The following is a 14,461-nucleotide window of genomic DNA, read 5'->3' on the forward strand; positions in this document are numbered from 1 at the left end:
TCGTACCGTCTGGACAGAGAAGACCCATGTTCCGTACCGCCTTGCGCAACGTCTTCGCGCACAAGGCCAGGCTGTTGATGACCGTGCTCGCCGTGATGCTGGGCGTGGCGTTCGTGTCGGGCACCCTGGTCTTCGCGGACACCCTTTCCAACGCCTTCCGCAACCAGTCGGCGAAGAGCTACGACGACGTCGCCGTCGCCGTCACCTCGTACGCCGACCCGGACAACCCCGAGGAGGCCCCCGGCCTGTCCGGCAAGGACCTCGACCGGATCTCCGCAGTGGACGGCGTCGCCGGGGTGTACGGCCGCGTCGAGGGCTTCGCCGGGGTCGCCGGCCCCGACGGGAAGCTGATCGGCGTCGGATGGTCCAACAAGGGCTCGAACTTCGCGCCCGGCGAGGACGGCAAGGACCCCGCGTACACGTTCACCGACGGCTCCGGCCCGGTGAAGGACGGCCAGATCGCGTTGGACGAGGAGTCCGCGGCCAAGGGCGAGTACGAGGTCGGCGACCGGGTGCGCGTCGCCACCAACGGCCCGGTGAAGGAGTACACCCTCAGCGGTGTGTTCACCACCGAGGACGGCGCCGTCAACGCCGGCGGCAGCCTCGTCCTCTTCGACACCGCCGTCGCCCAGAAGCAGTACCTGAAGCCGGGCTACTTCGAGGACGTCACCGTCGTCGCGGCTCCCGGCACGGACGACGCCGAGATCCTCGCCGCGGTCCAGCCGCTGCTGCCGGACACGGCGGAGGCGCAGACCGGCACGGCGCTCGCGGACGAGCAGGCCGACCAGATCGAACAGGGCATGGGCAACCTCAAGCAGGTCCTGCTCGGCTTCGCGGGCATCGCGCTCTTCGTGGGCGTCTTCCTGATCTCCAACACGTTCACGATGCTGGTCGCCCAGCGCACCAAGGAGGTCGCCCTGATGCGCGCGGTCGGCGCGTCCCGCAGGCAGATCACCCGTTCGGTGCTCGCCGAGGCCGCGGTGGTGGGCCTGGTGGCCTCGGCCGTCGGCTTCGTCCTCGGCGTCGGTCTGGCCGTCGGACTGCGCTCCGGCATGGCGGCGTTCGACATGAAGATGCCTGACGGCCCGCTGGTCCTGTCCGCCACTCCGGTGATCTCAGCGTTCGCGGTCGGCGTGCTGATCACGGTGTTCGCCGCCTGGCTGCCCGGCCGCAGGGCCGCGAAGATCCCGCCGGTGGCGGCGATGAACAGCGTCCACGCGGTGGCCACCACCAAGTCGCTGGTGCTGCGCAACTCCATCGGTGGGGCCGTCACCGCCCTCGGCGCGGCGGGGATCGTGGCAGGCGCCTCGACCGGCGGCGACGACGGCCGGATGTACATCGGCGCGGGGGCGTTCCTCGCTCTGATCGGCGTGATCATCCTCATCCCGCTGCTGTCCCGGCCCGTGATCGCACTCGTCCGTCCGCTGCTCGTCGGACCCTTCGGCGTGGCCGGCAAGCTGGCCGGCCAGAACGCGGTCCGCAACCCGCGCCGCACCGGCGCCACCGCCTCGGCGCTGGCGATCGGGCTGACGCTGGTGACCGGCCTGTCGGTGCTCGGCGTCACGGTCGGCACCGCCATCGACAAGATGACCACGGACAACATCAAGGCCGACTACATGGTCTCGATGGCCAACGGAGGCGACCTCGACCGGTCCGCGCTGACCGCGCTGGAGAAGGCCGAGGGCGTCTCGGCGGTCTCCCCGCAGCAGGACGCCTACCTCCAGGCCGACGGCGACTACGTCTCCGCCTCCGCGGTCACCCCGGGCGACATCCAGGAGGTCCTGAACGTCGACGTCGTCAGCGGCGACGCCGGCACGCTCGCCGAGGGGCAGATCGCGGTCGCCGAGACCACGGCGAGGAGCAAGGGCTGGAAGCCCGGCGACCGCATCCCCTTCACCTTCGCCGACGAGAAGAAGGCGACGCTGACGGTCGGCGCCGTCTACAAGGACAGCGAGTTCCTCTCCCCCGTCCTCATCGACACCGCCGTGGTGAGCGGGCACGAGGCGAAGCCGTACATCCCGCAGATCTTCGTGAAGGTCGACGGCGGCCAGTCCGCGGCGAACGAGAAGGTCCTCATCGACGCGCTCGGTGACAACCCCGCGATCACCGTGATGGACCGGCAGGACATCCGCGACGAGTTCGGCGGCGCCATCAACACCTTGCTGAACGTGATGTACGGCCTGCTGGCGATGGCTCTGATCATCGCGGTGCTGGGCGTCGTCAACACCCTCGCGATGTCCGTCTTCGAACGGCAGCAGGAGATCGGCATGCTGCGCGCGATCGGTCTGGACCGGCGCCGGGTGAAGCGGATGGTCCGGCTGGAGGCCGTCGTCATCTCGGTGTTCGGCGCGGTGGTCGGCATCGGCCTCGGCACGTTCCTCGGCTGGGCGATCGGCGAGACCGTCGCCGACGAGATCCCGGGGTACGCGCTGGTCCTGCCCTGGGACCGGATCGGGATCTTCGTGGTGCTGGCCGGCCTGGTGGGCGTCCTCGCCGCCCTGTGGCCGGCCCGCAACGCCGCCCGGCTGAACATGCTGAGCGCGATCAAGACGGAGTGACCTCGTCACGACGCGGCACACCGAGGGCCGGGCCTCCCGTACGGGGAGCCCGGCCCTTCGCGTCGTGGTGCGGATCAGGCCGGGCCGGGAGCGCCCCACACCCGGGCCCGCAGCGGCAGCCCGGACGCCCCCGACTCGGGCGTGCGCACGGCGACGACCTGGTTGACGCCGATGCGGTTGCGCTCGAAGGCGAGCGCGGAGGCGGCCATGTAGAGCTGCCAGACGCGGGCGCGCGCCGGCCCGGCGAGGCCGGCCGCGCGGGACCACTCGGCCTCCAGGTTCGCCACCCAGCGGCGCAGGGTGAGGGCGTAGTGCTCGCGGATCGACTCCACGTCACGCACCTCGAACCCGGCGCGCTCCAGCAGGGAGACGGTGCTGCCGAGCGGGGCGAGCTCGCCGTCCGGGAAGACGTAGGCGTCGATGAACTCGTCCACCTGGTACGCCGATTCGTCGCGATGCGGGCGGCGCGCGATCTGGTGGTTGAGCAGCCGCCCGCCCGGCTTCAGCAGCCGGTGCAGCAGGGTCGCGTACTCCAGGTAGCGCTCGGAGCCGACGTGCTCGGCCATGCCGATGGAGGAGACGGCGTCGAAGGGGCCGTCCGTGACGTCCCGGTAGTCCTGGACGCGGATCTCGATGCGGTCGGTCAGCCCCTCCTCGGCGATGCGCTTGCGGGCGTACGCCGCCTGCTCCTGGGAGAGGGTGATGCCGACGACGCTCACCCCGTGCTCGCGGGCCGCGTGGATCGCCATGGAGCCCCAGCCGCAGCCGACGTCCAGCAGCCGCTGCCCGGGCCGCAGGGCGAGCTTGCGGGCGACCAGTTCGAGCTTGTCGTGCTGGGCCTGTTCGAGGGTGCCCGCCGGCGGCGGGGCGGGCCAGTACGCGCAGGAGTACACCATGGACGGGCCGAGGACGATCTCGTAGAAGTCGTTGCCGACGTCGTAGTGGTGGCTGATGGCGCGCTTGTCGCTGCGCTTGGTGTGCAGTCCGCGGCGGGGCCTGCGGACCTCCTCGCGGGGCGGGGCGGGCGGCAGCGGCGGGCCGGCCATCGCGAACAGCCGGCGTACGGCGGAGCGGAAGTCCGGGTCGCGCAGCGACTGGGCGAGGGTGCGGGCGTCCTCGCCGCGCTCCCAGATGAGACCGGCCAGCGCGTCGAGGACGGTGTAGAGGTCGCCCTCGACGGTGAGGTCACCGGCCACCCAGGCGCGGGCCAGGCCCAGTTCGCCGGGCTTGAACAGCAGGTGGCGCAGGGCCCGGCGGTTGCGCACGACCAGGACGGGGCTGTCCGGCGGGCCGGCCTGCGAGCCGTCCCAGGTGCGGATGCGCACGGGGAGGGGTGCGCCGAGCAACTGCTCGAGGATGCCTTTCAGCCGCGGGGCGGCGTCTGCCATGGGGTACACCTCCGTGACCGGATCCCGGAATGTCGTCACCACGTAAACACCTGGGCGCGGCCGTGACAGTCCCCGGCGCGCGTCATCTTCGGGCAAAACACGGAAACGCAACCCGCTGGGAGGCACCCCCGGGAACGGCGAAGGGGCCGCCCGCACCACGGATGGCGGGCGGCCCCTACGGGGTGACCGGGGTCAGGAGGCCTTGGCCTCGGTCTTCCTCTTCGGCTCCTGCGCGGCGGCCGGCGCCGGCGCGGGCTTGGCGGCCTCGTAGAACTCCTCGCGCGGGGACTCGATCGCGCCCAGGGACACGACCTCACGCTTGAGGAACATGCCGAGGGTCCAGTCGGCGAAGATGCGGATCTTGCGGTTCCAGGTGGGCATCGCCATGCCGTGGTAGCCACGGTGCATGTACCAGGCGAGCCGGCCCTTGAGCTTGATCTTCATCTTGCCCATGACGATCATCGCGACGCCCTTGTGGACGCCGAGACCCGCCACCGCGCCCTTGTTGGCGTGGCTGTACTCCTTCTGCGGGAAACCCCGCATGCCGGAGATCACGTTGTCGCCGAGCACCTTGGCCTGGCGCAGCGCGTGCTGGGCGTTCGGCGGGCACCAGGCGTTCTCGTTGCCGGCCTTGCGGCCGACGAGGTCCGGCACCTGGGCGTTGTCGCCCGCGGCCCAGATGTAGTCGGTGCCCTTGACCTGGAGGGTCGGCGCGGTGTCGACGTGGCCGCGCGGACCGAGCGGCAGGCCGAAGCGGGACAGCGCCGGGTTCGGCTTGACGCCCGCGGTCCACACGATGGTGTTGGAGTCGACCTCGAGGCCGTTCTTCAGCACCACGTGGCCGTCGACGCAGGAGTCCATGGAGGTGGACAGGTAGACCTCGACGCCGCGGCTCTCGAGGTGCTCCTTGCCGTACGCGCCGAGCTTGGGGCCGACCTCGGGGAGGATCTTGTCGGCGGCGTCGACCAGGATGAAGCGCATGTCCTCGCGGGACACCGTCTTGTAGTACTTGGCCGCGTCCCGGGCCATGTCCTCGACCTCACCGATGGTCTCCGCGCCGGCGAAGCCGCCGCCCACGAAGACGAAGGTGAGCGCCTTGCGCCGGATCTCCTCGTCCGTGGTGGAGTCGGCCTTGTCGAGCTGCTCGAGGACGTGGTTGCGCAGGCCGATGGCCTCCTCGACGCCCTTCATGCCGATGCCCTGCTCGGCGAGGCCGGGGATCGGGAAGGTGCGGGAGACCGCGCCGAGCGCGATCACCAGGTAGTCGAAAGGCAGCTCGTACGCCTCGCCCACCAGGGGGGCGATCGTGGCGACCTTGCGGTCCTGGTCGATGGTCGTGACCCGGCCGGTGAGGACCTCCGCCTTGGGAAGCACGCGTCGCAACGGGACGACGACGTGCCGCGGGGAGATGCTGCCGGCGGCGGCTTCGGGGAGGAAGGGCTGGTAGGTCATGTACGACCGCGGGTCGACGACGGTGACGGTCGCCTCGCCGTAACGCATCTTCTTCTGGATGCGCCGAGCTGCGTACAGGCCTACGTACCCACCGCCTACTACGAGGATCCTGGGACGCTCCGTGGTGCTCATGCCATCGAGTATCCACCCGTCTGAGGGGGGTACCTCGTGCGCCCCTTCACAAGCTCGGACAGGGCCTGTGCTACCATCCCGCGCCTCTTGATCGAGATCACAACGGCGATCGGGAACCGGCCCCCTTGACGGGACGTTGTCAATGCCGCGTGAGCTGCCTCTCTGCCGTTCGGGGCGGGCTGTGAGGCCTACCGGCCGGTCGGTGCGGCCGGTGCTCCCGGACCCCCCTCCGACCCCTTCTGAACGTGTTCAAAGGGGTGTTGAGTGCCCGAACGGGTCAATCGGACCCGCTTCTTCGCCCTACCGGGGCCAATTCCTTGTGAAGAACTTCACGAACTTCCCCGGAGAGGTCCGCCCCGAGGGGCCCGCAAGCCCCCCGGAGCGCCGCTCAAACGCTATCCCGACTGCTCAGCGGAGTGCTACTGATCAGTAGCAAAAGAGACCCGGACCACGACGGGACCACGCCACCTACGCCACGGACCAGGCGATCCCGTCGAGGATGTCGTGCTCGGAGACCACGACCTCCTCGGCGCCCGTCCGCTCCATGATCGCCAGCAGCACCAGGGCCCCCGCGCCGATCACGTCGACCCGGCCCGGGTGCATGGACGGCACCGCCGCGCGCTCGGCGTGCGTGGAGCGCAGCAGCCACTCGGTGATCTCCCGGACCCGGTCCCGGGAGACGCGGGAGTGGTGGATGGCCGCCGAGTCGTACTCCGGCAGGTCCTGGGCGATCGCCGAGACGGTGGTGACCGAGCCCGCCAGGCCCACCAGCGTGCGGGCCTCGCACAGCGGCACCGCCTCCTCCGCCCGGTCCAGGGCGGCCTCGATGTCGGCCCGCATCGCCGCGATCTGCTCCTCGGTGGGCGGGTCCGTCACGGCCCCGTCCCGCACCAGGTGCCGTTCCGTCATCCGGACGCAGCCGACGTCCACGGAGCGGGCGGCGCGCACGTGGTCGTCGCCGACCACGAACTCGGTGGAGCCGCCGCCGATGTCCACCACCAGGAACGGCCGGCGCAGGTCGTCCCGGCCGGTCAGCTCCTTGGTGGCGCCGGTGAAGGAGAACTCAGCCTCCTGGTCGCCGGTGATGACCTCGGGCTCCACGCCCAGGATGTCCACCACCCCGCGCACGAAGTCGTCGCGGTTCTCGGCGTCGCGGGAGGCCGACGTGGCGACGAAGCGCAGGTGCTCCGAGGCCCCGTGCTTCTCGATGATCTCCGCGTATTCGCGGCAGGCGGCGAACGTGCGCTCCAGCGCCTCCGGCGCCAGCCGGCCGGTGCGGTCGACGCCCTGGCCGAGCCGCACGATCGTCATCCGCCGGTCCAGGTCGGTGAGTTCGCCCGTCGCGGGGTCGGCGTCGGCGACCAGCAGACGGATGGAGTTCGTACCGCAGTCGATCGCGGCGACCCGGGTCACTGGGCGTCCTCCCCGGCCGCGCGCGTCACGCAGGGGCCCTTGGCCCACCACTCCGGCAGCATCGCCAGCGCCTCGTCGCCGAGCGGGTTGACGCCCGGTCCGGCGGCCAGCGAGTGCGCGACGAGGACGTGCAGGCACTTCACCCGGTCCGGCATGCCGCCGGCACTGGGGAAGTTCTTCAGCTCCTCGATCTGGTCGCGGCGGCGGATGTAGTCCTCGTGCGCCGCCCGGTAGGCGGCCGCGAGCTCCGGGTCGGTGCCCAGCCGCTCGGTCATCTCCTTCATCACGCCGTTCGCCTCCAGCGTGCCGATCGCGGAGTTCGCCCGCGGGCACGTCAGGTAGTACAGCGTCGGGAACGGCGTGCCGTCGGGCAGCCGCGGCGCGGTCTCGACGACGTCCGGCTGCCCGCAGGGACAGCGGTGCGCAATGGCGCGCAGCCCGCGCGGGGGCCGGCCGAGCTGCTGCTTGAAGGCCTCGACGTCCGCGTCGGTGGGTTCGCTGCGCGGGGTCGTGGGCGGAGGGGTGTCCATACGTGTCTTTCTGCGGTGTTCCGTCGGGTCACTGGTCGGCGGCGTCGGCCTTGTCGACGCCGTCCCAGACGTTGGCGTACCAGGGGCGGTCGGCGGCCTCCAGGTCGCCGCGCGAGATCTCGGCCGGGCCCGGGTCGATGACGATGTAGCCGGTCTCCCCCGGCATGACGTAGTGCAGGCGCCTGCGGATCTCCTGCTCGGCGTAGGCGTCGTCCTGCCAGCGGGCCTTCAGGTCGCGCAGCCGTTCGACCCGCTGACGGGTCTCGTCCTGCTCCTTCTGCTGGTCGGCGATCTCCGCGCGCTGGGAGACGTACTGCCGCATCGGGTAGGCGAGGGCCACGACCAGGGAGCAGATCACCAGGACGAGCAGGGCCGCGCGGCCGGTCAGCCGGGAGCGGCGGGCCTGCCGCTTGGTCTGCGAGCGGTAGACCCGGGCCGCGGTCTGCTCACCGATCAGCCGGATCCTGGTCGCGGTGGAGAAACGGTCCCGGTCCTTCACCGCCATGTGCCCGCCTCTCGTTCGGTCTCATACGCGCGTACGTCCCCGCACACGGTACGGGACCGGGTACGGGGACGTACGTACGACGCCTCCTGCGGAGGGTGAGGTCAGCCCTTACAGCGCCTACTGGTTCGCAGAGCGGAACCGGGGGAAGGCGCTGCGGCCGGCGTACACCGCGGCGTCGTCGAGGATCTCCTCGATGCGCAGCAGCTGGTTGTACTTGGCGACGCGCTCGGAGCGGGCCGGGGCACCGGTCTTGATCTGGCCGCAGTTGGTGGCGACGGCCAGGTCGGCGATGGTGACGTCCTCGGTCTCGCCGGAGCGGTGGGACATCATGCACTTGAAACCGTTGCGCTGGGCCAGCTCGACGGCGTCCAGGGTCTCGGTGAGCGAACCGATCTGGTTCACCTTCACCAGCAGGGCGTTGGCGGCGCCCTCCTCGATGCCGCGGGCCAGGCGCTCGGGGTTGGTGACGAACAGGTCGTCACCGACGAGCTGGACCTTGTCACCGAGCTTGTCGGTGATGATCTTCCAGCCCTCCCAGTCGTCCTCGAACAGCGGGTCCTCGATGGACACGAGCGGGTACGCGTCGACGAGCTCCGCGTAGTACTCGGTCATCTCGGCGGCCGTGCGCTCCTTGCCCTCGAAGGTGTAGACGCCGTCCTTGTAGAACTCGGAGGCGGCCACGTCGAGGGCCAGGGCGATCTGCTCGCCGGGGGTGTAGCCCGCTTCCTTGATCGCCTCGAGGATGAGGTCGAGGGCCTCGCGGTTGGAGCCGAGGTTCGGGGCGAAGCCGCCCTCGTCGCCGAGGCCGGTGGCCAGGCCCTTGCCCTTCAGGACCTTCTTCAGGGTGTGGTAGACCTCGGCGCCCCAGCGCAGCGCCTCGGAGAAGGACTCCGCGCCGATCGGCGCGATCATGAACTCCTGGATGTCCACGTTGGAGTCGGCGTGCGAGCCGCCGTTCAGGATGTTCATCATCGGCACCGGCAGCAGGTGCGCGTTCGGGCCGCCCAGGTAGCGGAACAGCGGCAGGTCGCTGGCCTCGGAGGCGGCGTGGGCGACGGCGAGCGAGACGCCGAGGATGGCGTTGGCGCCGAGCGAGCCCTTGTTGTCGGTGGCGTCCAGGTCGAACATCGCCTGGTCGATCAGACGCTGCTCGGTGGCGTCGTAGCCGACGAGCTCCGGGCCGATCTGCTCGATGACGGCCAGTACGGCCTTCTCGACGCCCTTGCCCAGGTAACGGCCGGCATCGCCGTCACGGAGTTCGATGGCCTCGAAGGCGCCGGTGGAAGCGCCGGACGGAACGGCGGCACGACCCGTGCTGCCGTCGTCGAGGCCGACCTCGACCTCGACCGTGGGGTTGCCTCGGGAGTCCAGGATTTCCCGGGCTACGACGACGTCGATGGACGGCACGAGCATCTCCTTCTTGGGATGTGACGCGGGTGAGCAGGGCCACGGGGGCCTTGCGAGTCCGAGCCTAACCGGCTCCGGGCGATCGGCCATCTCGCCGCCCGCCTCATGGACAGAACCGAGAGTAAATTGTTTCCGAACGGAACAAAGCCGGTTCGGGAAACCGTGACCGTAATGCGTCCGGACATGACCCCGCCCCGGTGCGTACGGGGGAAGAAACGCACCGGGGCGGGGAGCCCGTGGGGACGGGGAGGGACCTGCCGCTACGCCTTACTTCAGGTGCAGCTGCTGGCCCGGGTAGATGAGGTCGGCGTCGTCGACGATGTCGGCGTTCAGCTTGAACAGCTTCGCCCAGCCGCCCTTGACGTCGTGCTCCGCGGCGATGGAGCTGAGGGTGTCACCCTTGACGACCTTGTACTCGCCGTCACCCTTCTCGACCTTCTTGCCGGTCGGGGTGGTGACGGTCTTCTTCTCGGCCTTCTTCTCCGCCTGCTTCGGCGCGGCGGGGCGCTCGGCGGAGCGGGAGGCCTTCTGCTCGCCCTCACGGGACTCGGTGGAGCCCGAGTCCTGCGAGGAGCCCTCGGCGGAGGAGCCGTTGTAGGAGGCGTTGGACAGGCCGGTGCCGCAGACCGGCCAGGCACCCTTGCCCTGACCCGCGAGGACCTTCTCGGCGATCTCGATCTGCTGGGCCTTGCTGGCCTGGTCGGCGCTGCCGGCGTACTGCGTGCCGCCGTACGCGGCCCAGGTGGAGGCGGAGAACTGCAGACCGCCGTAGTAACCGTTGCCGGTGTTGATGGACCAGTTGCCCCCGGACTCGCACTGGGCGACGGCGTCCCACTCGGACGCGGTGGCGGCGGAGGCGTTGCCGGCCGCCATCAGCGGGGCGGCGACGGCGGCACCGGTCACGCCGGCTATGGCGATGGCACGGGTGGCCTTGGACGGACGACGGTGCTTGCCCTTGCTGGAGAACAGCATGGATGGATCCCCTCACCGACGCCTGCGAGGTGAGCTGTCGGGTTCGGGCCGGTTGAGTTGCCCGGCCGCGTTCCTCACGGAACGCGGCTTCACCCCAAGCCGTCTCCGGCATCACTGCCCGGACACGGCACTTACCTGGGTCCCCCGCTCCTGCCTACGGCGCATGACGCGACGACTGTTCCCGTGCTGCCACTGACAGGATTCGGCGTGGCGGCAGCCGGGGCCCGCGGTGGCGAGCGGTCACGACCGTAGGCACGCGCTTCGCGGAATTTCAAAGACGATCAGGGCTTCTGAGACCTATCTCTCACAGTCTTTATTACGGACATTCAGCCCGAATCATGACGTCAACTGGCGCTCTGCCGAGGGCTTTTCAGATGTCCGCTTTCTAGCGGTTCGCGTCCGTCCCGTCGCTCACCAGAAGCCGCTGACCGGGCAGGATGAGGTTCGGGTCCTCCCCGATCACCTGCTGGTTCTCGGCGTAGAGGGCGGTCCATCCACCGGTGAGCGCAAGGGAGTCGGCGATGGACGTCAGGCTGTCCCCGTTCTCGACGGTGTAGCGGTCGCCGCCCGCGTCGGGAGTGGCCTCGACGGAGGGCGCGGCATGCCGGCCGGTGGACGCGGTCGCACCGTCCGTGCGCTCGCCCTCCTCGGCGGTGGAGCCGCGGTGACGGCCCGAACCGTCACTCTCGGCGTCCGTGACGGCCGAAGAACCGCTGGTCTGCCCCGACTTGTCCGACTCGTCAGCGCCGGGGTTGGTGGACACGGGCGGAGTCGTCCTGCCGTCCGCGTCGTCCCGCTCCTCGGCCGAGGCACCGGACGTGGCCGACGGAGAGGGAGAAGCGGACGAATCGCGGGTTTCCGGCGAACCAGACCTGTCGGTGGAACCGGACGTGTCGGTGGATCCGGTGTCGCGGGAGGTGTCCGAGGTCGCGTCGCCCGCCACGCCCGTGTCGACGTTCGGGGACGTCGTGTCCTGGTTCAGACCCGTGAGCAGGCCGCAGGCACGCCACTTGCCGACCCCCTGCTCGGTGAGGATTCTCTCCGCCACGGCTATCTGCTGGCCGCGGCTGGCCTGGTCGGCGCTGGGCGCGTACTCCAGTCCGCCGTGGTTCTCCCAGTCGTCCTGGGTCAACTGCAGGCCGCCGTAGTACCCGTTGCCGGTGTTCTGGCTCCAGGAGCCGCCGCTCTCGCACTCGGCCACCCGGTCCCAGGTGTCACCGTCGGCCGCGCCGGCGGCCCCTGCCCCGAGGAGCGGGATCGCGATGGCGGAGCCGGTCACTCCGGCCGCGACGAGCAGAGCCGGAGCCTGGCGAGGGCGACGGTGTCGGCCGTTCCCGGAGAGCATGCGGAGACCTTTCACTCGGCAACAAGAACCGGCGCGCGGTGAGTCGAATCCGTACGGCGCGCCGTACTTGATGGGTGAACGTATAGGCAGACGATCACTTGTCACAAGTTCATGCCGTGCAGATCACATGAAGATCACAGAGTTGAGGGTGTGTCATGTTTCCGCGCCTCGGCCTCCGGGCACGGGCAGGGAGGTCATCCCTGTCCCGTGGGCGGAGGGGAGAATTCCACCGGAAGCGTGCGCAGTCCCCGCATGATGAGGCCGCCGCGCCAGCGCAGTTCGGCCGGGTCCGCCGCGAGCCTCAGGTCCGGCAGTCGGGTCAGCAGGGTGGCGAGCGCCGTCTGGCCCTCCAGTCGCGCGAGCGGGGCGCCCAGGCAGTAGTGGATGCCGTGCCCGTACCCCAGGTGCTGGTTGTCGCGCCGGGCCAGGTCCAGCGTGTCCGGACTGTCGAACCGCTCCGGGTCCCGGTCGGCCGCGGCCAGGACGACGAGGACCGGGTCGCCGGTCCCGACGCGCTGCCCGCCGATGACGACCGGCTCGGTGGCGAACCGCCAGGTGGCCAGCTCCACCGGCCCGTCGTAGCGCAGCAGTTCCTCCACGCCGGTCTCCAGCAGCCCGCGGTCCCCCGCGGCCAGCGCCCGTTGCAGGCGCTCCCGCTCCTCGGGGTGGGTGAGCAGGGCGTAGGTGCCGTTGCCGATGAGGTTCACGGTCGTCTCGAAACCGGCGAACAGCAGGATGAACGCCATCGCCGCGGCCTCGTTCTCGGTGAGGTGCTCACCGTGGTCGGAGGCGCGGATCAGACCGGAGATGAGGTCCTCGCCGGGGGCGGGCTCGGCGGGCAGCGCCTCACGCTTGCGGTGGATCAGCTCGGCGAGGTAGCCACGCATCTTCTTCACCGACCGGGCGACCCCGCCGCGCGGACCGCCGCCGTGACGGATCATCATGCCCGCCCAGTCCCGGAAGTCGTCCTGGTCCTCGCGTGGGACGCCGAGCAGGTCGCAGATGGCGTAGATGGGGAGCGGGAAAGCGAAGTCGTGGATGAGGTCGGCGGTGCCGCCGCCGCTCGCGGTGAAGCGGTCGATGAGGTCGTCGGTCAGCTCCTGCACGCGGGGGGCGAACTCCGCGACCCGGCGGGGGGTGAACGCCTTGCTGACCAGGCGGCGCAGGCGGGTGTGGTCCGGCGGGTCGATGTTCAGCAGGTGCGTCATCAGGTCGGCCTGCCGCTCGCCGGGGATGCCGGTCTTGCCCTTGGCGTGGGCGGGTTCGTCATGGTGCGCGGGGTTCTTCGACAGGCGGTTGTCGGCGAGGGTCTGGCGGGCGTCGGCGTACCGCGTGACCAGCCAGGCCTCCACGCCGCTGGGGAGCTTGGTTCTGTGTACGGGGGCGTGTTCGCGGAGCCAGGCGTAGGCGGGGTAGGGGTTGGCGGCGAACTCCCAGCTGAACAGCTCGGGGGCGGGTGAGGGGGGTGACTGGTCAGGCATGGGGCGACCCTAACGGGCCGGTGGTGTCGCCCTCCGGGTCACGTGCGGGTGGGTGGGGGCTGGTCGCGCAGTTCCCCGCGCCCCTGCAAGGCCCTCACGGGCCCGACTTCACGCCCGTCGGTCACGTGCGGGTGCGTGAGGGCTGGTCGCGCAGTTCCCCGCGCCCCTTGGGGGCGCGTTGCTGCGGGGCCTCTTGAGGGGGCGGCGGTCGTGTGGCCTTCAGGGGCGCGGGGAACTGCGCGAAGGGGGTTCGGGGGCGGAGCCCCCGTGGCGGGAGTCAGGCACCCTCACCCTTCTCCGCGGAGCGGATCGCGTCCCGGTACACCCGGGCGGCAGCCCGCAACGCCGCCTCCGCGTCCACCCCCTCCGCCTCGGCCCGCGCCGCCAGCGCCAGCAACTCGTACCCGATCCCCTCCCCCGAGGGAAGGGGAACGGAGAGGTCCGCACCGCGGACCCGCCCCGCCAGCTTCGTGGCGAGGGCGAGCGCCGGCTGCCCCAGCGGAACACCGTCCGTGACGGACTCCCGCTGCTTCTCCTCCGCCTTGGTCCGCAGCCAGTGCGCCTTGACGTCCTCCGGCGTCAGCGCCGTCTCCTCACCGAACACGTGCGGATGCCGGTGGATGAGCTTGGCGACGATGCCGCCCGCCACGTCGTCCACGGAGAACGGCTCGTCCGGGTGCTCCTCGGCGATCCGCGCGTGGAAGACGACTTGGAGCAGCACGTCCCCCAGTTCCTCCCGCAGCTCCTCGCGGTCGCCCTGCTCGATCGCCTCGACGAGTTCGTACGCCTCCTCCATGCCGTACTTCGCCAGGCCCTCGTGGGTCTGCCGCGACGACCAGGGGCACTCCGCGCGGATGCGGTCCATGACCTGCACCAGGTCGAGCAGGCGGGCGCCCGGCAGGTCGTAGGAGGCGGGCAGCAGCTCCAGGTCCGGCATCCGGACCCGGCCGCCGCCGGCCAGCCGCGCCAGACCGTCGGTCAGCGCGGGCTCGCCCTCGCCGGTCGCCACGACCACCACGGTCCGGCCGCCGGCGCACGCGTCGACGACCTCCTCGGCGGTGGGTGCGGCCTCCTCGACGGCTATCCCGGCCTCCCGCAGATAGGGCAGCTGCGGATGGGCGCCGTCCGCGCACAGCACCCGGTCGGCCGCGCGCAGGGCCTGCCAGGCGGGCCAGGACAGCAGGCCGGGCGCGACCCGGTGGCTGGTGGTGAGCAGGACGACGCGGCCGGCGGCGGCCTCGGGGATCGGTGTGGGGCTGGTTGTGTTCACCCTTCGAA

The 14,461-nt window shown here is 70.9% G+C and carries 11 protein-coding genes and 1 riboswitch; of the genes, 1 reads left to right on the forward strand and 10 read right to left on the reverse strand.

Features of this window, described 5'->3' with window-relative positions:
* The first annotated feature begins 26 nt into the window (after positions 1 to 26).
* Positions 27 to 2,558, forward strand: a complete 2,532-nt coding sequence (locus B100_RS0121690; RefSeq protein WP_024886509.1) for an ABC transporter permease — start codon at positions 27 to 29, stop codon at positions 2,556 to 2,558.
* Positions 2,559 to 2,632: 74 nt separating this feature from the next.
* Here the strand turns inward: B100_RS0121690 and B100_RS0121695 are convergent, their stop codons facing one another.
* The 10 genes from B100_RS0121695 to B100_RS0121740 form a co-directional block, all read right to left on the reverse strand.
* Complete coding sequence (locus B100_RS0121695; protein ID WP_024886510.1) at positions 2,633 to 3,946, reverse strand: SAM-dependent methyltransferase; 1,314 nt, start codon at positions 3,944 to 3,946, stop codon at positions 2,633 to 2,635.
* A 192-nt stretch (positions 3,947 to 4,138) separates the two neighbouring features.
* Entirely contained in the window at positions 4,139 to 5,530 is a 1,392-nt protein-coding gene (locus B100_RS0121700) for an NAD(P)/FAD-dependent oxidoreductase (RefSeq protein ID WP_078541081.1), read from the reverse strand.
* Between the two features lie 468 nt (positions 5,531 to 5,998).
* Positions 5,999 to 6,943, reverse strand: coding sequence for a Ppx/GppA phosphatase family protein (locus tag B100_RS0121705; RefSeq protein WP_024886512.1), 945 nt, complete (start codon positions 6,941 to 6,943; stop codon positions 5,999 to 6,001).
* Positions 6,940 to 7,473 (reverse strand): DUF501 domain-containing protein, encoded by a 534-nt coding sequence (locus B100_RS0121710; RefSeq protein WP_024886513.1) that lies wholly within the window; start codon positions 7,471 to 7,473, stop codon positions 6,940 to 6,942. Before B100_RS0121710 ends, B100_RS0121705 begins: the two co-directional genes overlap by 4 nt.
* Positions 7,474 to 7,501: 28 nt before the next feature.
* Positions 7,502 to 7,978, reverse strand: coding sequence for a septum formation initiator family protein (locus tag B100_RS0121715; RefSeq protein ID WP_024886514.1), 477 nt, complete (start codon positions 7,976 to 7,978; stop codon positions 7,502 to 7,504).
* 117 nt (positions 7,979 to 8,095) lie between these two features.
* Complete coding sequence (gene eno, locus B100_RS0121720; RefSeq protein ID WP_024886515.1) at positions 8,096 to 9,385, reverse strand: phosphopyruvate hydratase; 1,290 nt, start codon at positions 9,383 to 9,385, stop codon at positions 8,096 to 8,098.
* Positions 9,386 to 9,652: 267 nt separating this feature from the next.
* Entirely contained in the window at positions 9,653 to 10,357 is a 705-nt protein-coding gene (locus B100_RS0121725) for a LysM peptidoglycan-binding domain-containing protein (protein WP_024886516.1), read from the reverse strand.
* 4 nt (positions 10,358 to 10,361) lie between these two features.
* A riboswitch (cyclic di-AMP (ydaO/yuaA leader) is annotated at positions 10,362 to 10,529 on the reverse strand.
* A 213-nt stretch (positions 10,530 to 10,742) separates the two neighbouring features.
* On the reverse strand, positions 10,743 to 11,702 hold the full coding sequence (locus B100_RS0121730; RefSeq protein ID WP_024886517.1) for a transglycosylase family protein: 960 nt from the start codon (positions 11,700 to 11,702) through the stop codon (positions 10,743 to 10,745).
* A 194-nt stretch (positions 11,703 to 11,896) separates the two neighbouring features.
* Positions 11,897 to 13,183, reverse strand: coding sequence for a cytochrome P450 (locus B100_RS0121735; RefSeq protein WP_024886518.1), 1,287 nt, complete (start codon positions 13,181 to 13,183; stop codon positions 11,897 to 11,899).
* Between the two features lie 277 nt (positions 13,184 to 13,460).
* Positions 13,461 to 14,453, reverse strand: a complete 993-nt coding sequence (locus tag B100_RS0121740; protein ID WP_024886519.1) for a nucleoside triphosphate pyrophosphohydrolase — start codon at positions 14,451 to 14,453, stop codon at positions 13,461 to 13,463.
* Positions 14,454 to 14,461 lie beyond the last annotated feature (8 nt).

Source organism: Streptomyces sp. CNH189 (assembly GCF_000527195.1).

Excerpts from the sequence above, each read along its gene's own strand:
- B100_RS0121690 (WP_024886509.1), top strand. The coding sequence starts at position 27 with ATGTTCCGTACCGCCTTGCGCAACGTCTTCGCGCACAAGGCCAGGCTG.
- B100_RS0121695 (WP_024886510.1), bottom strand. The coding sequence starts at position 3,946 with ATGGCAGACGCCGCCCCGCGGCTGAAAGGCATCCTCGAGCAGTTGCTC.
- B100_RS0121700 (WP_078541081.1), bottom strand. The coding sequence starts at position 5,530 with ATGAGCACCACGGAGCGTCCCAGGATCCTCGTAGTAGGCGGTGGGTAC.
- B100_RS0121710 (WP_024886513.1), bottom strand. The coding sequence starts at position 7,473 with ATGGACACCCCTCCGCCCACGACCCCGCGCAGCGAACCCACCGACGCG.
- B100_RS0121715 (WP_024886514.1), bottom strand. The coding sequence starts at position 7,978 with ATGGCGGTGAAGGACCGGGACCGTTTCTCCACCGCGACCAGGATCCGG.
- B100_RS0121725 (WP_024886516.1), bottom strand. The coding sequence starts at position 10,357 with ATGCTGTTCTCCAGCAAGGGCAAGCACCGTCGTCCGTCCAAGGCCACC.
- B100_RS0121730 (WP_024886517.1), bottom strand. The coding sequence starts at position 11,702 with ATGCTCTCCGGGAACGGCCGACACCGTCGCCCTCGCCAGGCTCCGGCT.
- B100_RS0121735 (WP_024886518.1), bottom strand. The coding sequence starts at position 13,183 with ATGCCTGACCAGTCACCCCCCTCACCCGCCCCCGAGCTGTTCAGCTGG.